This window comes from Phyllobacterium zundukense (assembly GCF_002764115.1).
Taxonomy (GTDB): Bacteria; Pseudomonadota; Alphaproteobacteria; order Rhizobiales; family Rhizobiaceae; genus Phyllobacterium; species Phyllobacterium zundukense.
The window spans coordinates 3,736,148-3,755,919 of record NZ_CP017940.1; the positions used below are offsets into that span (position 1 = coordinate 3,736,148).

General features: G+C 58.2%; 17 protein-coding genes. 8 read left to right on the plus strand and 9 right to left on the minus strand.

Annotated elements, in window-relative coordinates:
- Window position 1: 1 nt before the first annotated feature.
- Window positions 2-1,066: an efflux RND transporter periplasmic adaptor subunit gene (locus BLM14_RS18685; RefSeq protein ID WP_100000757.1), complete on the minus strand. Its 1,065-nt coding sequence runs from the start codon at window positions 1,064-1,066 to the stop codon at window positions 2-4.
- 274 nt (window positions 1,067-1,340) lie between these two features.
- Between BLM14_RS18685 and BLM14_RS18690 the strand changes: the two genes are divergently transcribed.
- Window positions 1,341-1,991, plus strand: coding sequence for a TetR/AcrR family transcriptional regulator (locus BLM14_RS18690; protein ID WP_100000758.1), 651 nt, complete (start codon window positions 1,341-1,343; stop codon window positions 1,989-1,991).
- Window positions 1,992-2,056: 65 nt separating this feature from the next.
- Here the strand turns inward: BLM14_RS18690 and BLM14_RS18695 are convergent, their stop codons facing one another.
- Window positions 2,057-2,668, minus strand: coding sequence for a TetR/AcrR family transcriptional regulator (locus BLM14_RS18695; RefSeq protein ID WP_100000759.1), 612 nt, complete (start codon window positions 2,666-2,668; stop codon window positions 2,057-2,059).
- Between the two features lie 127 nt (window positions 2,669-2,795).
- Between BLM14_RS18695 and BLM14_RS18700 the strand changes: the two genes are divergently transcribed.
- Window positions 2,796-3,416: an FMN-dependent NADH-azoreductase gene (locus tag BLM14_RS18700; RefSeq protein WP_100000760.1), complete on the plus strand. Its 621-nt coding sequence runs from the start codon at window positions 2,796-2,798 to the stop codon at window positions 3,414-3,416.
- Between the two features lie 397 nt (window positions 3,417-3,813).
- On the opposite strand, the gene BLM14_RS18705 is transcribed toward BLM14_RS18700, so the two are convergent.
- Window positions 3,814-4,443 carry a LysE family translocator gene (locus BLM14_RS18705; RefSeq protein WP_100000761.1) on the minus strand — a complete coding sequence of 210 codons (630 nt, stop codon included), beginning with the start codon at window positions 4,441-4,443 and terminating at the stop codon, window positions 3,814-3,816.
- 192 nt (window positions 4,444-4,635) lie between these two features.
- Here BLM14_RS18705 and BLM14_RS18710 point away from each other — a divergent pair, with 192 nt between their 5' ends.
- From BLM14_RS18710 to BLM14_RS18730, 5 genes are all read left to right on the plus strand, one after another.
- On the plus strand, window positions 4,636-5,382 hold the full coding sequence (locus BLM14_RS18710; RefSeq protein WP_100001502.1) for a Tll0287-like domain-containing protein: 747 nt from the start codon (window positions 4,636-4,638) through the stop codon (window positions 5,380-5,382).
- Entirely contained in the window at window positions 5,379-8,090 is a 2,712-nt protein-coding gene (locus tag BLM14_RS18715; protein WP_100000762.1) for a response regulator, read from the plus strand. Before BLM14_RS18710 ends, BLM14_RS18715 begins: the two co-directional genes overlap by 4 nt.
- A gap of 14 nt (window positions 8,091-8,104) precedes the next feature.
- Entirely contained in the window at window positions 8,105-8,470 is a 366-nt protein-coding gene (locus tag BLM14_RS18720) for a response regulator (protein WP_100000763.1), read from the plus strand.
- Window positions 8,471-8,475: 5 nt separating this feature from the next.
- On the plus strand, window positions 8,476-10,029 hold the full coding sequence (locus BLM14_RS18725) for an adenylate/guanylate cyclase domain-containing protein (RefSeq protein WP_100000764.1): 1,554 nt from the start codon (window positions 8,476-8,478) through the stop codon (window positions 10,027-10,029).
- Between the two features lie 91 nt (window positions 10,030-10,120).
- Window positions 10,121-10,798, plus strand: a complete 678-nt coding sequence (locus BLM14_RS18730; RefSeq protein WP_418314190.1) for a superoxide dismutase — start codon at window positions 10,121-10,123, stop codon at window positions 10,796-10,798.
- Between the two features lie 180 nt (window positions 10,799-10,978).
- Here the strand turns inward: BLM14_RS18730 and BLM14_RS32455 are convergent, their stop codons facing one another.
- From BLM14_RS32455 to BLM14_RS32540, 5 genes are all read right to left on the minus strand, one after another.
- On the minus strand, window positions 10,979-11,107 hold the full coding sequence (locus tag BLM14_RS32455) for a hypothetical protein (protein WP_257791418.1): 129 nt from the start codon (window positions 11,105-11,107) through the stop codon (window positions 10,979-10,981).
- 250 nt (window positions 11,108-11,357) lie between these two features.
- Window positions 11,358-12,602, minus strand: a complete 1,245-nt coding sequence (locus BLM14_RS18735; RefSeq protein ID WP_100000765.1) for a calcium-binding protein — start codon at window positions 12,600-12,602, stop codon at window positions 11,358-11,360.
- A gap of 7 nt (window positions 12,603-12,609) precedes the next feature.
- A complete protein-coding gene (locus BLM14_RS18740) occupies window positions 12,610-13,854 on the minus strand; it encodes a calcium-binding protein (RefSeq protein ID WP_100000766.1) in 1,245 nt (414 codons plus the stop codon).
- Between the two features lie 22 nt (window positions 13,855-13,876).
- The gene (locus tag BLM14_RS18745) at window positions 13,877-15,745 is read right to left on the minus strand and encodes a calcium-binding protein (protein WP_100000767.1); all 1,869 of its coding nucleotides are present in this window, start codon (window positions 15,743-15,745) and stop codon (window positions 13,877-13,879) included.
- Window positions 15,746-16,243: 498 nt separating this feature from the next.
- Window positions 16,244-16,960, minus strand: coding sequence for a hypothetical protein (locus tag BLM14_RS32540; protein ID WP_335672070.1), 717 nt, complete (start codon window positions 16,958-16,960; stop codon window positions 16,244-16,246).
- A gap of 382 nt (window positions 16,961-17,342) precedes the next feature.
- Between BLM14_RS32540 and BLM14_RS18755 the strand changes: the two genes are divergently transcribed.
- The gene (locus tag BLM14_RS18755) at window positions 17,343-18,869 is read left to right on the plus strand and encodes a UxaA family hydrolase (protein WP_100000768.1); all 1,527 of its coding nucleotides are present in this window, start codon (window positions 17,343-17,345) and stop codon (window positions 18,867-18,869) included.
- A gap of 60 nt (window positions 18,870-18,929) precedes the next feature.
- Here the strand turns inward: BLM14_RS18755 and BLM14_RS18760 are convergent, their stop codons facing one another.
- The gene (locus BLM14_RS18760) at window positions 18,930-19,772 is read right to left on the minus strand and encodes an ABC transporter permease (protein WP_100000769.1); all 843 of its coding nucleotides are present in this window, start codon (window positions 19,770-19,772) and stop codon (window positions 18,930-18,932) included.

Sequence of the window (19,772 nt, forward strand, 5' to 3'; positions counted from 1 at the left end):
CTTATTTATCCTCCCAGGCCACGGTTTGACCTTCTTTGAGAAACTTTCCTCCCTCGGTGACGATCAAATCCTCCGGAGCGATGCCGCCGGACGCGATGACGTCGCCGTCGCGATACCTTGCGACTGCGATCGTCCGGAGTGAGACAGAGCCGGTGCCGGGAGCGACGCGCCACACGGCGGGCTCGCCTTTGGCAGAGGCGATAGCGCCCGCGGGCAGGACAATTCCCTTGTGCGGCGGGGAACGGAATTCACCGACAACGGGCGTGCCGAGCGGCCATTGCGCATCTTCGGGCAGCGCCACCTTGATACGGATCGTTCCGGTTCTCGTGTCTATGAAGGGAGAGACCTCCCTGACAGTCGCCCGCGTTTCGGGTGTGCGGTCCGCAATCGGCGCAACATTCACACCGGGGAGCGGTTGACCTTCGAGGAAAAAGGCTTCGAATACATTGAAAACGGCGTCACGAGGACCATTATGGGCAAGTGTGAAAGCGGCCTGTGCCGCCGACACGACCCGGCCCACCTCGATGTCCCGCGCGGTGATGATCCCGTCGGCGTCGGCCTTCAGTTTGGTGTGGGAAAGAGCATCCTCCGCCGTCCCAAGAGCCGCTTCGGCAGCCTCCAGGGAGGCTTGCGCCGTGCGCAGCTCCTTATCCGCCCCATCAAAGGTGGCCTGCGAGATGGACCGCGAGCGCAGCAGCGCCTCGTACCGCTCGTAAGTCAGCGCTTTCTGTCTGGCAATCGCCTGCGCCGACTGCAGCCCAGCTTGAGCCACTTCCACATCGGCACGCTGTTCGCTGTCATCGAGGCGGGCGAGAATGTCGCCGGCGTGTACGGGCGAACTGACGTCGACAAAGCGCTCGATCACCCGGCCGCTGACGCGGAACGACAGCTCAGACTGGATCCGCGCCTTCACCTCGCCGGTGATCTCAGCCTTTGGCTGATATTCGGCGAGCGAGGCGTGAATGGCGCGGACATGCTGCGGCGGTAGCGCGACCTCTGCTTTGTCTTCGCAAGCGACGAGCTGGACGCAGGCGAAACCGATTCCAATAAGACGTATAGCCTGCATTTTTTGCTCCATTACGGTTTGCAACCAAAGAGGTATGAGCCAGGCATGCAGCTCAGCCTCCGCGAGAGGGTTCGAGTTTTTATGGTGGTGAGGAATCCGCGCTTGCCGTTGGCGGCTCATCATTTGCGTGACTATTAAGTCATTTCGAACTTTTAGTCAATATGAAATACGCGCATAGGTGCCATGCAGGAGAATGGATGCAAGTCTCTCCGTTTCGGACTGGACTTTTAGGTCAATATGACCTACTCGTGTGTAGAATTTGAGGAATCACGCAATGGCAAACGTCAACCTGATCCGCCGGGCCGAAATTGGACGCGAAAAGCGCGTGAGAACTCGTGCGCAGCTTGTTGAAGCTGCCAATGCGCTGTTTGCCGGGCGGGCCGTGGAATCTGTCACGGTAGATGACGTGGTTCAGGAGGCTGGCGTCGCGAAGGGGACGTTCTACACTCATTTTGATAGCCTGGAAGCATTGACCGCGGCGGTCGCGGAGGAATTGGTCCAGTCGTTCGATGAACTGCTGCAGCCGGGCCGGGCCTCCATTACCGACCCTGCTCTACGCATTGCCTTCGGCTGCAGAGCATTCATCGACAAGGCGCTCAATGACTCCCGATGGGCCGCAGTGGCCGCAAGAATGACAGCGTCCAATCCGCAAAGCGGCGAGAACATCCGCCGCCGTCTCCTCGAGGACCTCCAACACTTATCGGAGGAACCGCCGTCCGCGGAGCTGAAACTCGAGATTGTCGTCGGGATCATGCTCCACATGTTGCGCGTGCTCGGTGTAGACAGGCCGTCCTCGTTCGACCCTGACGCTGTCGTCAGCGCTATCTTGCGCGCGATCGGCCTCAGTCCCCAGCAGGCCGGATCGGTGCTCAAGCGCCTGCCAGCTGCTGGTATGGTGAAGTCCTTGCGAACCACGGCGAGCTAACAAGTATCCAGCGGACAAACTCCGTATGAAGAGGGTCTCAGGAATAGCCCGGCCGGGCATAGTCATCATGTCGATGCGGACAGCCCCTCAGGCGGAGCGCTCCCGAGTGCTCGAAGCGCCGCCTCGAGGGCTTTGCAAGTCAAATCAGGCGTTGGGGCTCGCTCGAAAGTGCCTCGTGTCACCTGCAGCCAAATTCCGACGAAGATGTCAGTGGCGAGTTCCGGGTCCAGCACGGCCATGTGCCCTTGTCTTATGGCTTCGGCGATATCGGCCGTGAGCTTTTTGCGAACTCCGCGGCCGAACTTGTTCGGCTTTTGCAAGGTTTGAACTACCAGCCGCGCCCAGGCAGTATCGGAAACCGCCTTTTCCAGGGATTGCGCAAATGCGAAGGACAGGCGCGCGACCGGATTGCGCAACCCGGCATGAGGAGGTGGTGTCAGCACCTCGTCAAAGCTCCGTTCCAGCTGCACATTCACCGCCGCAATCAACTCCTCGATGTTGCCGAAGTGATAGTAAAACGTGCCCTTGGCGAGGCCCGCCGCCTCTGCCACGGCATCCAAGGTCAGTGCCGCCCCTTCCGCAAGCAGCGTCGCTCCCGCTTTGACGATTTGGGCGCGTGTCCTCTCCCGCCGGTCGCGTCCGATTTTTGCCCGCCGTGCCAGATCAATCTTCGCCATTAGCTATCCTTTTCCGACATTTCACATTGACCTTTTAGTCGAAATGACATAAAAGTTCAATTGAGATAAAACGGACGATTGCCCGTTTGTTATGAAATCCTGCTGCTACAAACGTATGAGGTTATTGATGCCATCCCTTCTTCATCTCGATTCCAGCATACTCGGGGAAAACTCGGTGAGCCGGGCGCTTTCGGCGGCGGTGGTCGCACGGCTCCAAGCTCTCGATCCGATGACTGAAGTGGTTTATCGCGATCTTGCGGCCCAACCGATCCCGCACCTGTCGGGCAAATACGTGAGCGTGGTCCGGGTGGGTCTGGAAGTGGGCCAGGATGCTGCATTAAAGGCGGACCTTGCGCTTGGGACAAGCATTCTAGAGGAGTTTTTGACCGCAGAAACGGTCGTTCTCGGCGTCGCGCAGTACAATTTCAGCGTGCCCAGCCAGCTGAAGGCATGGATCGATCGTATCGCGGTCCCTGGCAAGACCTTCCGTTACACAGAAAAAGGACCCGAAGGCCTGCTTGGCAGCAAACGCGTCATCATAGCGCTGGCGCGCGGCGGCTTTTACGGACCGGGCTCTCCCGCCGAGAGTTTCGAGCACACGCTGAGTTATTTGAAGAGCGTGTTCGCCTTCGTCGGAATCGTTGATCCTGAAGTCATCACTGCCGACGGCGTCAATATCAGCGCCCAGCAGCGCGAGGTATCGCTAAAGGCGGCCCGGGCCGAGATCGGTACACTTGCAATAGCATAAGTGCTTGACCTGCATCGCGAGTTCTTCAATCCCTTCATCTCATCGAGGAGAGGCCGGCCCTCGCCATCGAGTTAGACTCGAAAAGCGCAGCATGACCCAAGTCCGGTCCCGATGGTCCGACATCCTCAAGCGGCATCTGCCAAACATTTACGATATTGCCATTACTGATCGATGGTTCAAAATCAGAAAAGGCGGTTACAAGAACGACATACTGGCACCGGCGCCAAATTCCCGGTTCACACCGTCCAATACGGTCCAGAGACACAACAAAAAGCCCGGTTTTCCGGGCTTTTTGTTGTCTGGAGTGTACTTGCGTGTGTGTGGGGCTCCTGGCATCCAACGCCAATGATGGTGTTATTGATGATATCCTGGAGCCGTGAGTATAACGGTTTGTGCACTATTTGCGCGTCGCCAAGGCGGCGGTGACCCCAAGACCGATGAAGGAGGTGCCGGCGAACCAGCGCTGTAAGCGCAGGAACCGCCGGTTGCGGCGGAGGAAATCGCCTGCAGCGCCAGCGACGAGCGCGAACATTCCGTCGCTGATGATGCCGAGGGCCATAAAGGTCAGCCCGAGTATAAGTATCTGCCAATGCAGCGCGCCACGGGCGGGATCGACAAATTGCGGCAGGAAGGCGAGGAAGAAGATCGCCGTCTTCGGATTGAAGAGGTTGACGACGAAGCCGTCGCGGAAGATGCGGCGCAGCGGCTCGGCCGGTACGACGGGCGCCCGTGGATCGGGGTCTTTGGCCATCAGGGTGCGGATGCCGATCCAGACAAGATAGGCGGCGCCAAGATATTTGACAATCGCGAAGGCGAGTGCCGACGACACGATCAGGGCCGACAGCCCGACCGCCGCCGCGGTGATGTGAACGATGGTGCCGAGATGAATACCAAGCACCGAGACCAGCCCCGCTGCCCGTCCCTGCTCGACCGAGCGCGCGACGATATAAAGTACTGCCGGGCCTGGTGTGAGCAGCAGCACCACCGACGCCGCGACGAACAGGCCCCACAAGGTCAAATCAGGCATGGACTTTCTCCCTCGCTTTTAGCGAGCAAACCATACGGCGGCGACCGGGACAAGACAATGGTGCTCCGAGAGCCTGGCTATCCGAACCCCGGTGCACGCCAGCGATGATAAAGTTAGCCCAATATAACGCATTTTGTATTATGGATACGTCTGATACAATGCTGCCAAAATCACAACAATATGGGGACTATCATGCATCGCGGACTGAGATGCGGAGTCTTTCTGGCAGCGCTTGCTTATTGCTTGCTTGCAGGAATTGTTGCGGCGGACGACAATGAGGACATCGCGACTGGGGAGCGACTTGCTGCTTTTTTGCGTGCCGGTCGCAGCGTCATCTCAAGTCATCAAAACCTTATCAATGACCCTGCGATCGGAAACAAGAACCTTACCGGTCAACGTGTCGTAGCCGAGGCCCTTGAAACGTTCGGGCGCCAAGGAAAATCGGCGGCGGCCGGAAACTTCACTGAGGCTGACAAACAGCTGTTTGACGCCCAGATCGAGGCATTGCGCGAGGTTGTCGACGAGCACCAGAAAATGATCGACACCAAGGGCGTTGGCTTCAAGGGCTTTATTCCTGCCACTTTCGCGCGCCTGGTCAACGAACGCTTTGAGGAAAAAGTAGGGGACCGGGCCAAAATGAAAGTGACCGCCCCGGTGGATCTGGTTCGCAATCGCAAGGCCAGTCCCGACAATTGGGAGCAGAGTGTCATCGAGCAGAAATTCCTGTCTGCCGGTTGGCCGAAGGGCCAGTCCTTCGTTGAAGCCGTCGAAGTGAATGGCCACCCATCGTTCCGCATGCTCATTCCCGAATACTATTCCGCGTCGTGCCTGACATGCCATGGCATGCCCAAAGGCGAGGTCGACGTCACCGGCTACCCAAAAGAGGGAGCGGCTGAAGGCGATTTGGCAGGTGCAATCAGCATCACGCTGTTCAAATGAGCGCGTTCAACGCCATCCGGACCCGTATCGGCCAATTGGCGGACCGGAAAATCCCGATCCGTCTTGTCTGTCTTTCGGCTGCACTGCTCGGGGCCCTGCTGGTAAGCGTTGCCTTCATGACTCACGATCTGCTTGAGAACCAGCGGCGCGTGGAGGAGGCCAACACCCGCTTTCACATGTTCGACGACGCCGCCAAGGCGCACCGGCATTTTGGCGAGGTGCGCTATTGGCTCACGGATCTGTCGGTCAGCCTGCTGACCTTGTCCGAGCGACGGGCCGAGGCGGCTCGCACCGCATTGGAGGAGGATCTGGCGCGCATCAAAGTGTTCGCGCCCGATGCTGCCAACACCATCCAGCAGGGTTCGAAGGCCTATTACGACAAGGCAATGCAGGCGGTAGATGCCTATACGGATGACAACCGCGTCATCGGGAATACACTACTGGCCGCTGCCAGAAACCATAGCGACGAGATCGATGGCGTTCTCACGGCGCTTGGGGAGCGCCTTGAGATGGAGGCGGACCAGGCGCGCGACGCGGCCGCAACCATGGCGCAAAGGACCTATAAACGCGCCCTGATTGCGGTGGGGCTCATTACGATCGCCGGCGCAATCATGACCGCACTGGTGCTTCGGTCGATTCTGGTACCGCTTGGGCGCGTCGACAAAGCCATGGTCCAACTGACAGCCGGACAGGAAAATGTCGAACTGCCGCCGGAAGGCCGCGATGAATTCGGGAGGCTTGCGAAGACGCTGCGGCTGCTTCGCGACAGCCAGACCGAGCGCCGCTCTCTGGAAGCTGCCGCCGAGCGCCAGCGAAACACCGTGCTGACCGCAATCGAGACCATTCCCGACGGCTTCGCATTCTTCGACGCAAAGGACCAGCTGGTCCTGGTCAACCAGCGCTATCTGGAAATATTCCCGGAGCTTGCGGATCTGATGACCCCTGGCCGGACATTCGAGGAAATCATTCGCGCGCAAGCGGAACGGGGCACCGCGGAGATCGGCAGCGCTGGCGTGGAGAATTGGGTGAACGAGGCGATGCGTCGTCACCGGGAGCAGCAAGGCATGGTCGAACGGCTATTCGCCAATGGGACGTGGCTTCGCATTGCCAAGCGCAAGACTCCCGAGGGGGGTACTGTGGCAGTCTATACGGACATCACCGATTTGAAACTCCGCCAGGCGGAACTGGAGGAGGCGAGGCGCGGCGCGGAAGTTGCGAGTGAAGAAAAGAGCCGGTTCCTTGCTTCCATGAGTCATGAATTGCGCACGCCCCTCAATGCGATCATCGGCTACAGCGAGATGCTCATCGAAGATGCGAGTGATCTTGGCAATACCGGTTTTGTCGGTGATCTGAACAAGATAATGGGGTCCGGTCGCCACCTGCTGTCCCTGATCAATGACATCCTCGATCTTTCGAAGATCGAGGCCGGCAAGATGGAGCTCTATGTTGAGCGTCTCAGCCTGAAGCAGCTGCTTGTCGATGTTGAAAACACGGTTGCTCCGCTGATCGCGAAGAATCGCAACCGGCTGACGGTTACGGGATCGGTCGAGCCGGATGAAATTGAGACGGACAGGACCAAGCTGCGGCAGAACCTGTTCAACCTCCTCTCCAATGCCGCCAAATTTACAGAAAACGATGAGATCCGCCTGTCGGTCGAGCGTCGTGCAGATAAGAATGGTGACTGGCTCGAATTTTCCGTCAGCGACAACGGCATTGGCATGACCAAGGAGCAGCAGGCAAAGCTCTTCCAGGCATTTGTACAGGTCGATGCATCGACAACCCGAAATTACGGCGGGACAGGTCTTGGTCTTGCGATTACCCAGCATTTTATCAGGATGATGGGCGGAACCATCGAAGTAGAGAGTGAATTTGGCAAGGGCTCGACCTTTCGCTTCCGGATTCCGGCGAGCGACGCAACGCAGGCTGCACAGAATATTTCTCCGCCGGAAGATGCATCGAGCGTTCGGACACGGAGAACCGTCCTCGTCATCGACGATGAATCCCGGGCACGCAAGTTCATGTCGGATGTCATCCGTGGCGCTGGGTTTGACGTGGTCGAGGCAGCGGGCGGCGAACAGGGCATGGCCAGCATGCGCAAATCACGGCCCGATGCGATCATCCTGGACGTGATCATGCCCGGACAGGACGGCTGGTCAGTGTTGCGCGAAATCAAATCGGACGAGGCGCTTCGCGATATTCCAGTAATCCTTGCCACCGTCGTGGCAGATCGCGAGATGGGGCTTGCCTTCGGCGCCGCGGATCACCTGATCAAGCCAGTCGATCCCCAGCAGCTGATCGAAACGTTGAATGCCGTTGCGGGCAATGATCGACACGATGTCCTCGTCGTCGATGACGACCCTGCGACGCGTGAACTTTTTCGCAGGGTGCTGGTTCGCGAAGGCTGGCGCGTTCGGGAGGCTACCGACGGTCGGCGCGGTCTCGAACAGCTTGAGGCAGGGCGGCCAACAGTCATGGTGCTCGATCTCATGATGCCGAACATGGATGGTTTCGGGCTGCTCCGGGCTATCCAGGAAAGGCCGGACCTCGCCGATATTCCCGTTGTCATTGTCACGTCGAAAGACTTGACGCACGAGGAACTGGAATGGCTTGGCGTGCACGCGAGCGAGGTCATCAGAAAGGGAACGAGAGGGCGCGCAGATCTTATCGCTGCCCTGAAGCGACATGTGCCACTCAATGAGGAAGCCTGAGGAGCCGAAACAGGATGGTCAAAATTCTTCTCGTCGAGGACAATGAGATGAACCGCGACATGCTTTCCCGCCGGTTGGAACGGCGGGGGTATGAGGTGATCATCGCGACCGATGGGCTCGCCGGCGTCGAGGCGGCGATGGAAGCGAAGCCTGATCTGGTGTTGATGGATATGAGCCTGCCGGTGATCGATGGCTGGGAAGCAACGAGGCGGATCAAGGAGAATCCCGCTACCGCGGCAATCCCTGTCATTGCTCTTACTGCCCACGCCATGGCCGATGACCGCAAGAAAGCGATCGACGCCGGTTGCGATGATTATGATACCAAGCCGGTCGAATTGCCTGGATTGCTCGACAAAATCATCCGCCTGACCGGAGGATAATCGTCATGACGCAAGCTCCTGACATCGGTTATCGCGCCTATGTCACCAGAATCGTCGAGAAAATCGTTGATCCCGCGCAGGCAATCCTGAGCTATCAGGAGCTGGTCGTGGAGGAAGTGCGCGAGGTTGGCCCTGCCGAAACGCTGCCGGATCTGGAGACAGTGCTCCATGCAGCCCGTGAATTGAACGCCATGATCAAGCGGCTTCTCGATCGGGAAGTGTCCGACGCCAGCGGCATCCCCACCGGACTTGCCATGTTGCGGCATGATTTGCGTACGCCGATGAATGCGATAATCGGTTATTCGGAAATGATCCTGGAGGATTTTGCCGACAGCCTGTCGCAACGCATCGCAGATGACATATCGAGGGTTATCAATGAAGGCCGAAATCTACTTGAGCAGATCGATGCTGGGCTGGACATTTCCTCTTTTGATCGCGGTGAAGAACCGGGAAACCAGACCGATGCAACGATCGCGGCTAACCTGGCACGAACGATAGCGGCTGGACCATCCGCGCGGCCTGAGGAGACAGGCCGCATCCTTGTCGTTGATGACTCCGCCTCAAACCGCGATCTGCTGGCGAGGCGTCTTGGTCGTGAGGGACATACCGTTGTTGCGGCAAGCTCTGGCGAAGAAGCACTCAAAATCCTGGAGACCCAGGAATTCGACCTTGCGCTGGCCGACATCCTGATGCCCGACATGAACGGCATCGAGCTGCTCGGCCGCCTGAAGTCGGATGCGCGTTTGCGCGAGATTCGTGTCATCATGATTTCGGGCCTGAAGGATCATGACGCAGTCATCCGTTGCATTGAAGCGGGGGCCGAAGACTATCTCCAAAAACCGATCGATCCGATCCTGTTGCGGGCGCGCATTACCGCCTGTCTTGAACGCAGTCGCTGGCGCGAACGGGAAAGGCGATATCTGTCTCAAATCGAGTTCGAAAAGAAACGGGCCGATGAACTGCTTCACGCAATTCTTCCAAGGCAGGTGATAAGGCGGCTGGCTGACGGTGAAGAGGTAATCGCCGACCGTATCGAGACGGCCACGATCATTTTTGCAGATATTGTCAATTTTACAGAGTATGCAGCGCGAACACCGGCAGCGGCATTGGTGCAACGGCTCGGTAATCTGTTTTCACGTTTCGACGAACTTGCCGATCAATATGGTGTCGAGAAGATCAAAACCATCGGCGATGCTTATATGGCCGCAGCCGGACTGCCCGACCCTCGCCCGGATCATGCTCTGGCCGCAGTTGCCTTTGGCAAGGCATTGCTGGCCGAAATGTCCAGTGGCATGGGGCCGAAGCCTCCTCTTACCCTGCGCATTGGAATAAACACCGGGCCGGTGATCGCCGGTCTGATCGGCCGGAAACGATTTGTCTATGACGTGTGGGGACATACGGTCAACGTTGCCAGCCGGATGGAATCCTACGGAATTCCGGGACGAATTCAGGTATCGCAGAGCACGTTCGAAGCGCTCGGGGCGAACGCCATGGATGCTCACCAGAAAGTGATGGAGATAAGGGGGATCGGCAAATACACTACCTACGTGCTTTCCTGAATCGGAGGAACGGCAAGAGCTGCCAGGCATGTGTTTTGTGCCAACCAACCTGTTCGATGAACAAGTCAGTTTTCTATCTTCGAGGAGTTGAATGATGATCGTCAATCGCCGTCAGTTGATTGCAGCGTCCGGTGCGGCGCTTGCCGGTACTGTTCTTTCACCGGCAATATCCGCGTTCGCCGCCACCGCCCTTGTACAAACAAAGCTCCCTTACGACGAGAATGCGCTTTCGCCGACGATTTCTGCCCGGACGGTAGGCCTGCACTATGGCAAACATCACGCCGGCTATTTCAAGAAACTGAACACGCTGGTGCAAAACACAGCCTATGCCGATTTGTCGCTTGAGGAGATCGTCACAAAATCCAGCGCGGCGAAAGACCAGCCGATTTTCAATCAGGCGGCACAAGCCTGGAATCATGATTTCTACTGGGCACAATTCAACGGTGGGCCCGCGGCGCCAACCGGCAGTTTCAAAGAAGCCGTCGAGCGTGATTTTGGCGGGATGGACGGCTTGAAGAAGAAAGTCGTTGAGACCTCGGATACGGTTTTTGGCACCGGTTGGGTCTGGCTCGTCAAAGACAATGAGAAACTTGATGTCCTTGGATTGCCGGACGCAGGCACTCCCCTCGCGGTCGGCAAGGTCCCTATCATTGGAATCGATGTGTGGGAGCACGCCTATTATCTCGACTACGAAAACCGCCGTACCGAACATGTGGGCGCTGTTCTCGACAACCTTGTCAACTGGCGCTACGCGAGCGAGCAATTCTAGCGTAAGTTTTGCCTATTTAGAGCCGATCATAAATGCATATGCGGGCTGCGAAAGTGAAACTGGCCGAGGTTTTCGGCAGGTGCCGTTCGCGCTTCAACCCTGTATTGAAGAACCTTTTCGCGGGCATGACGAACGGTCTCACGGACGATTGCCGCTTTCATCGCCCCCGGCTGTCCGCCGTCAGTCCGCATCGACGTAATCCGTAAGCTCCCAATTTTCATCCCGGACGGCGGGCCGGTCATCAACCTCCGCTTGGTAGGCCAGAACGATGATGGCAAAGAATGCCAGAACCAGGGTAAAATCATGCATCTGCTTATCCTCATCCCGGGGGCGGATCAGAGAGCCGGCCTAAGCACGGCATGCCAAAAGTCTAAGACAATGGTGTTCTAATGGAGGCACCACGTGGGCAATTGGAGGGAATTTGCTCACCTTGCATTTACTGCGTCAGGCAAAAGCAGTTGCAACTCTTGATTGCGGTTGGCCCGATAGCGCATGGATCGCGCGCAGCGGCGATCGAAAGTCTGATTGAAAGGATATTCCCATCGATTTCTGAGCGGGTTTACAAAATAAATTCGGATGGCAAGTCAGCGCCTATGACATTCAACACCTGGATGGAAAAGTCCGTCCAGCCATCGCCGTCCAGATCGCCTTCGACAAATCCGTAATATTGATCGAGGAAATATTCAAACCGCAGTTCACCGGCAACACCTGAAAACGGCGCCTCTCCGACATAGTGGAATGCCTGATCGCCATTGATAGCGGAATTCGCGTCTATGGTACTGAGGTCAATAATGTCATCAGCGCCAACACCATCGATGGTGGTGCCGATCTCAGCCGCGGAGTTATAGACAAAAGTGTCCCTGCCACCCCCGCCCCAAAAATAGTCATCCCTGCTGGCAATGAATGTATCATCTCCCGCGCCTCCGAGCAGAAAATCGACGTCCAGACCACCAATGAGCGTGTCGTTGCCGTCGCCGCCCTCCAGCCAGTCCCGGCCGTCACCGCCGTTCAGCGTGTCATCCGCGTCACCGCCTTTTATCGTGTCATAGCCGTCGCCGCCGTTGATGGAAACCCGCGTCAGGCTGGCGCTGCCGTCGAAGATGTCGGCAAAGGCGCTCCCGAAAATGCTCTCGACGGATATCAGTGTGTCGCCGGCAAGGTTTATCCGGTCGATGCTGGCATTGACTGACTCTGCACTGGCCGAATAGTCCACAGAATCGATACCGTCGCCGCCGTCGATAATATCGCGGCCCGGAACACCGATGAACCGGTCGTAACCGCCTGCGCCATGCAGCGTATCGTCGCCTTCACCGCCGTCGATGATGTCCCGGCCGTCGCCGCCATCGATCCAGTCATTCCCCGCCCCGCCGAGAAGATGGTCATCGCCAGCACCGCCGCTCAGCCGGTCGATGCCGGTGCCGCCGTCGAGGGTATCGTTGTTGTCGCCGCCACGCAGCCAGTCGTCCCCGTCGCCGCCGAGAAGGTGATCGGGGCCGATACCACCATCGAGCCAGTCATTGCCAAGGCCGCCAATCAGAGTGTCGGCCCCAGCGCCACCATTCAACCGGTCATCGCCGGTGCCGCCGTCAAGCGTATCGCTGCCATCGCCGCCATAGAGCCAGTCATCGCCATCCTGACCATAGATGTGATCGTCACCGGCAGCACCATCTATCCAGTCGGTGCCCGCGGCACCGACGAGATGATCGGCACCCGGTCCGCCTTTCAGCCGTTCGCCATCCAGCAGGTCCCCGCTGTCAAGCGGCAGCAGGAGTCCTGAATAGATCCGATCAGCTATTCTCGGCATATCACCCTCACATCATGAAATCATTCACGTTCCAGTCGTGATCGAAGTCGCCATGGACCTGGATCACCAGATCAGCCTTGCCATCACCATCGACATCGCCTTCGATATGCACATAGTCCTGGGAGGGAGCGTTATCCGGCACGACAACCCGCAATTCTCCGGCGGCACCGGTGAAATCACCGCTGCCGATAAAGTGGAACGCCTGATCGCCATTCACGGATGTGTCGGCGTCGATGGGCCTCAGATCGAACTTGTCGCCCTCGGCGAAATTGAAATCAGTGATCGTGTCGGCAGGCGGTTCCCGACCTCCCTGAATGCCTTGCACGGCATTGCTAAAACGGAACGTGTCGGCCCCGGCTCCACCCGTCAGCATATCATAGCCTAAATAGCCATCGAGGACGTTGTTGCCAGCATCACCGGTAAGGACGTCGTTGTAAATGCCGCCGGACAGATTCTGAAAGTTTGACAGGGTGTCCCCATCTGAATTTTCGCCAGTGGCGAGATTGACGCTCACCCCGGCTCTGGCATCGGCATAGGATAGCGTATTGATACCGCTGCCCCCATCCATGACGTCACTGCCGGCGCCCCCGGTAATCGTATCATTGCCATCACCGCCGGATAGCCAGTCATTGCCGGCACCACCGCTGACTCTGTCGTTACCCGCACCGCCGCTCATACGGTCGACGCCAGCACCGCTGCGCAGGAAGTCATGGCCTTCGCCGCCATGTACCCAATCATCGCCGTCGCCGGTAAAGACGTTATCGGAACCCGCGCCCGCATTAATCCAATTTGTCAGACGCCCGCCCGAACCGCCGGTGATAGTGTCGTTGCCCTCACCGCCGCTCAGGCGGTTCTCGCCTTCCCCTCCAGCAATCGCATCATTGCCATCGCCGCCATAGATCCAGTCACCCTTGTCGCCGACTTCGGCGCCGTTACCGCCATCGAGATGGTCGTCGCCAAGACCGCCGTCGATCCAGTCACTTCCCGCGGCACCAATGATATAGTCCCCATCGGCACCGCCATGCAGCTGGTCGTCACCGTCGCCACCGTTCATGCGGTCGATACCGGCAGCGCCATCAAGTATGTCATTGCCGGCATAGCCGGAAATCCAGTCGTCACCGGGACCGCCCAGGAGCGTATCGTCGCCGGAGGTGCCGGCAATATTGTCTCCGGGAACCGCGAGCGTATCATTGCTGGTCATGGCAAAATGCCAATGCCTGTCGTCCTGCTCGAAACGAGCCTGATCAACCATCTCCTCCTCCTGGGCTTTCTCCTCACATCATAAAGTCGTTAGCCGACCAATCATGATCGAAATCGCCGCTGACCTGGATGACAAGGTCGGCCGTGCCGTCACCATTGATGTCGGCCTCGATGTGCACATAATCCTGGGGCGAGGCATTGTCCGGAACAACGACTCGCAATTCACCGGCCGCACCGGTGAAGTCGCCACCGCCGATGAAGTGAAAGTCCTGATTGCCCGCCGCGCTGGTATCGGCATCGATCCTGCTCAGATCGATCTTGTCTCCTTCGTCCGAGCTGAAATCGACGATACTATCGGCATAGGCCTGGCCATCGTGTTGCTGGTCACCCCGCTCGGCATGATCGAAGCGGAAGATGTCGGAGCCAGCGCCGCCCGCCAGCACATCGAAGCCGAATCCGCCAGCGAGGACATTGTTGCCCGCATTGCCGGTAAGGAAGTCGGCATACTGACTGCCGGTCAGATTCTCGACTTCGACCAGTGTATCGCCAGTCGAATTCTCGCCCGTGGAAAGATCGATGGTGAGCCCGCTTGCGAATGTTGTGTAATCGACCGTGTCGGTACCTGCACCACCAACGATGATATCGGCACCGTCACCACCGACCAGAAGGTCATCGCCGTTGCCACCGGCCAGAACGTCATCCCCGGCACCGCCCAACAGCGTATCATTGCCGTCGCCACCGAGGAGAATGTCGTCGCCGGCTCCGCCATCGAGGTGGTCATCGCCCGCGCCGCCTTCGAGAGTGTCAGCGCCATTGCCGTCTGCACCGCCAGCCAGCCAGTCGTTGCCATCACCACCAAGGAGATGGTCATCGCCGGTGCCGCCGTTCAACCTGTCGTCGCCTCTGCCGCCCCAGAGCGTGTCGTTGCCATCGCCACCGCGCAGCCAGTCATCGCCGTCGTCGCCAAGCAGCTGATCCGCGCCTGCGCCGCCGTCGAGCCAGTCGGTGCCCGTGCCGCCAATGAGCGAATCGTTGCCGGCACCGCCGTTCAAGCGGTCGTCACCGTCATCGCCGATAACCGTGTCATTGCCGTTGCCACCGTAGAGCCAGTCTTCACCATCTCCGCCTTCCAGACGGTCATCGCCGTCGCCGCCATCCATCCAGTCGCTGCCGGCACCACCGGCGACATAGTCAGCACCCGCGCCGCCGTTCAACCGGTCGTCACCTTCGCCGCCGTTCAGCCGGTCCTCGCCTTCACCGCCGATGAGCGTGTCATTGCCCTCGCCGCCACGCAGCCAATCATCGCCTGCACCACCATTGAGATAGTCGGCGCCTGCTCCGCCATCCAGCCAATCCGTGCCCGCGCCGCCAAGGAGCTTGTCGTCTCCCTCGTCGCCGCTCAGCCGATCCTCGCCCGCACCGCCGTCAAGCGTATCGTTGCCGTCGCCGCCATGGAGCCAGTCCTCGCCCTCGCCACCGAGGAGCGTGTCATCACCCGCGCCGCCATCGAGCCAATCGGTGCCAGCGCCGCCTGACAATGTGTCGTTGCCATCGCCTCCCGCCAGGCCGTCATCGCCGGCAAGACCCACCAGTACATTGTCGCCGCTGTCGCCCGACAGCCTGTCGCCGAAGGCCGAACCCACGAGATTCTCGAAGCCGGTGGCAAGCCGGTCGCCTTCCGCGTCGCCGCCCCAGGTACCGAGAACACCCAGCCCGTTGAGACCGCCAAGATGAACGAACACCGCCTCGGGCGAACTCTCGTAACCCAGCGTGTCGACACCATCGCCGCCGAACAGCAGATCGGAACCGCCCTTGCCCTCGATGTAGTCATTGGCGCTGCTGCCAAAGATCCGGTCGTCATCGTCGCTGGCGATAATTACCTGGTCGACGCCATTGCCTGGATGAATATCGACGAGCTCAAGCAGGGTTTCGGTCAGCGCCATTTTAGGCCTCCATTTCGGACAGATTCGGGACTGTTTATTTGTCTATAGTTCGGCAATGAACTACAAAACAATCATCAAGCCAAATGAAATTTTGATTACGTAGTATTCTTTAAATGTAATGCCAATGTACTTCAAAATTTGAATTATTTTCTTCTTGAAATTATTGTTACTTTTCAATGGAAGCGAATTCCCACCAGACGTGGCGGAGGGCCAAAAATGGGCTTGGGGCATTCCTGCAAGCCAAAGTGCGGCGGCCTACCGTACCGCATGGTACGGTGCAATCGTCTCGCTGTCGGGACCGATGGCTGCAAGGGCAATTGCGGCTGCCCTCGCGGGAAAATCCGACACGGGCATGCCGGTTCTTGGACGACTTCAAACACGAATGGTCAATTTTTCAGAAATTCTGCCGATTCTCATACTAAAAACTGCGAAAATGGGACGAGTTTATCAACCTGTGCGCGAAATTTTGATGCAGGCGGTTGAATTTTCGGCTTTTCGTCAGAACTTGCCAACGACGTTGAGGAAGACCCCTTCGTCGTTAAGGGTGAGGTCTCTGAGGTCGTCGGAGAAGCAGCCGAAATTATAGCCAACGCCGATCTTGAAGTTATCGCCGACATTGCGGTAGAGCGCGACGAGCGCGCCGTAGTCGGTCGTCTTGGCCTCCGGCATGGCGAGGACCCGGCCTTCGACCAGCGCATCCCAGCTCTTGATGAAACTGACATCCGCCCGGATGATTCCGAGGTGGGCCGTGGAGGTTTCCCAGTCGGAAAAGGCCCCGCGATCCTCATCCAGTCGTTGCCGCACCTCGCCAAAACGCATGCCAACTGCGACGCCGCCCGAATCGGTGGTGAGGTTATAGGTACCCGCCTTGTAGATATACCAATCGACCCAGGCCGTGTCGGGACCGGCCGAGAACTCGCTGGGCTTCCCAGCTGAGACTCCAAACGTATGATCTAGGTTTGCGATGACGAGTTTGGCGACGAGATCGATGCCAGCCCCATCGACAGAGCCGGCGTTCTTGAAGATCGCTCGCTTGCCCTGTCCAGTGCCGACGGTTGTCGTTTCTACGATATCAGGCAAATTTACCAGAACAAGTTTGCCAGCCGCTGCCGGCGCAACGTCCAGGACTGACAGAAGCAGCAAAAGGAAGAGCGCAAGGATGTTCTGGAAACGGGATATGCCTGTGCTTTCAGGTCGTGCGCAATAAGTCTTCATTTTGAAAATACCCAGTCTGAAAATTCATAATCGAAATTCGAAAAATGCAACTTCAGGTAGTTATTTCAGAAATACGACGCGATTAAAAAGAGAAACGAACACGAATCACTGACACATATGCAACTTATGCTGTCAATTTGAATACATTAACCCAAGAGTTGTAGTCAATCCGCAACTTTAGTTGTATAACTCTTAGCATTATTCGTAAGTTATACAATCTATGATTGCATACAGGAATGTGCGCTTCCTGCCGAGGGCCGGTTGATCGGGTAGTTTTGCGCCGGAGCCCCAGTGAGTTCCAGGCTGCCACAAATCGAGTTCATGTTCGTCGTTGCAACCCTGGCTCCGGTCAACTAATATATTAATTCGAATTGGAGACACCATGGACACCCTTAACCCACCCAGGCACCTGCGCCTTCACGCCAGCGACAATGTCGTTGTGGCAGTTGATACATTTCAAATTGGCCAGAGCATTGAAGGGGTGGCCGTCACGGATCGCGTACCGCGCGGGCACAAACTCGCATCCCGATTGATTGCCGCAGGCGAGCCCGTCCGCAAGTTTGGCCAGATCATCGGCTCTGCTTCGAAGCGGATCGAGCCGGGCGAGTGGGTACATGAGCACAATCTCAACTATAGTGATTTTGTGCGCGAGCCGGATGCGGCCCATGCGATCTATGCCAACGGCATTCTGCCGGCCCATGAGCGTGCGACCTTCGAAGGGTTCCGCCGTGCCAATGGCCGCGCTGGGACACGCAACTATATCGGCGTTCTGACTTCGGTGAATTGTTCCGCTTCCGTTGCCCGCTTCATCGCCGAAGCCGTGCAGAAATCGGGGCTGCTCGATGACTATCCGATGGTCGATGGCATCATTCCCCTCGTCCATGGCGGCGGCTGCGCGCTCGATGTAAAGGGCGAGGGCTACGAAGTCCTGAAGCGGACCCAGTGGGGCTATGCAACCAATCCGAACATCGCCGCTGTGCTGATGGTCGGTCTCGGTTGCGAAGGCTTCCAGATCGGCCGCTGGAAAGAAGCCTACAACATTGTCGAGAGCGACACATTCCGCAGCCTGACAATCCAGGAGGTGGGCGGTACACGCAAGACGATGGAAGCAGGCGTCGCTGCCGTGCGGGACATGCTGCCGGTGGCTGCCAATGTGAAGCGCGAGACCATTCCCGCATCCGAGTTGATGCTTGCGTTGCAATGCGGCGGATCCGATGGTTACTCCGGCATTACGGCAAACCCGGCGCTGGGCGCTGCCGTCGATCTGCTGGTGCAGCAAGGTGGCACGGCCATTCTCTCCGAAACCCCGGAAATCTACGGCGCGGAGCACCTTCTCATCGAACGGGCGTCCAATCCCGAAGCGGTGCAACGGCTGCAGGCCGTTATCGCCTGGTGGGAGGATTATACCGCCCGCAACAAGATGGAGATGAACAACAATCCTTCGCCAGGCAACAAGGCCGGCGGCTTGACCACCATCCTCGAAAAATCACTGGGCGCTGTCGCCAAATCCGGTACAACGCCGCTCGAAGCGGTCTATGGCTATGCCGAACCGGTGACCGCCCACGGCCTCGTCTTCATGGACACGCCGGGCTATGATCCCGTTTCGGCGACGGGCCAGGTCGCAGGCGGTGCCAATGTTCTCGCCTTCACCACAGGGCGCGGCTCGGCCTATGGCTGCAAGCCGACTCCATCGATCAAGCTCGCCACCAACACGCCGATGTACAACCAGATGATCGAAGACATGGACATCAATTGCGGCGACGTTCTCGATGGCGTGTCGATCGAAGACAAGGGCCGCGAGATCTTCGAGCGCATCCTGAAGGTCGCATCGGGCGAGCGCAGCAAGTCGGAAGAGCTCGGCTATGGCGACGCAGAATTCGTGCCCTGGCAGATCGGCGCGACGATGTAGGCCAGGTCAGCCGCTACATAAAAACGGGAGCCCACGGCTCCCGTTTGCTTTTGTTGTGCCTCAAGCAGTGGTCTGCTGCTTAGCACGGGCAACGATCTGCGTCGGGTTGACGAAGCGCAGAGCAATCAGCAGCCATATGAGCGTTGTTACCATATAGACCACCGCCATGGCATCGATCGATTGCACGGCGCGGACGCCAGAGGCAAACACCGAATAATACAGCGCGACGACAAGTGTCTGGCTGGTTGGACCGGCGGTCAGAAAGGTCAGCTCGAACATCGCAATAGTACGTACCAGAACAAGCAGTAAAGCCGCGAGGATGCCCGGCAGCAGCATGGGCAGCAGCACATGCACGAACAGCTGGAACGTGCCCGCACCGAACACCCTTGCCGCCGCCTCGACCTTCGGGTCGATCTGTTCGATGAAGGGAATCATGACGAGGATCACGAAGGGAACCGTCGGCACCAGATTGGCGAGAACGACGCCCCAGAATGTACCCCCGACACCCGCCTGATACAGCACTGTCGCTAGCGGAATACCGAAGGTGATCGGCGGCACCAGCAGCGGCAGCAGGAAAAGCAGCATGACCAGCTTCTTGCCGGGAAAGTCACGTCGCGCCAGGGCGTAGGCTGCGGTCACGCCCAGAAGCCCAGAAAGCGCAACCACGGTGAACGCTATCTGGAAGGTGACGATGAGAACATCACTGAGCTGGAATTCCGACCAAGCGGTGAAATACCAGTTTGTTGTCCAGCCCGCCGGCAGCCATGTGCCAAGCCAGCGCGTCGCAACGGAGGAGATGATCACGGTCGCGATCATTGCCAGGAGATTGATGACGAAGAAGGCAACGACGACCCAGACTGCAGTGATCCAGAGCTTTGCGCCAATGGTTGTATCGCGGATCAT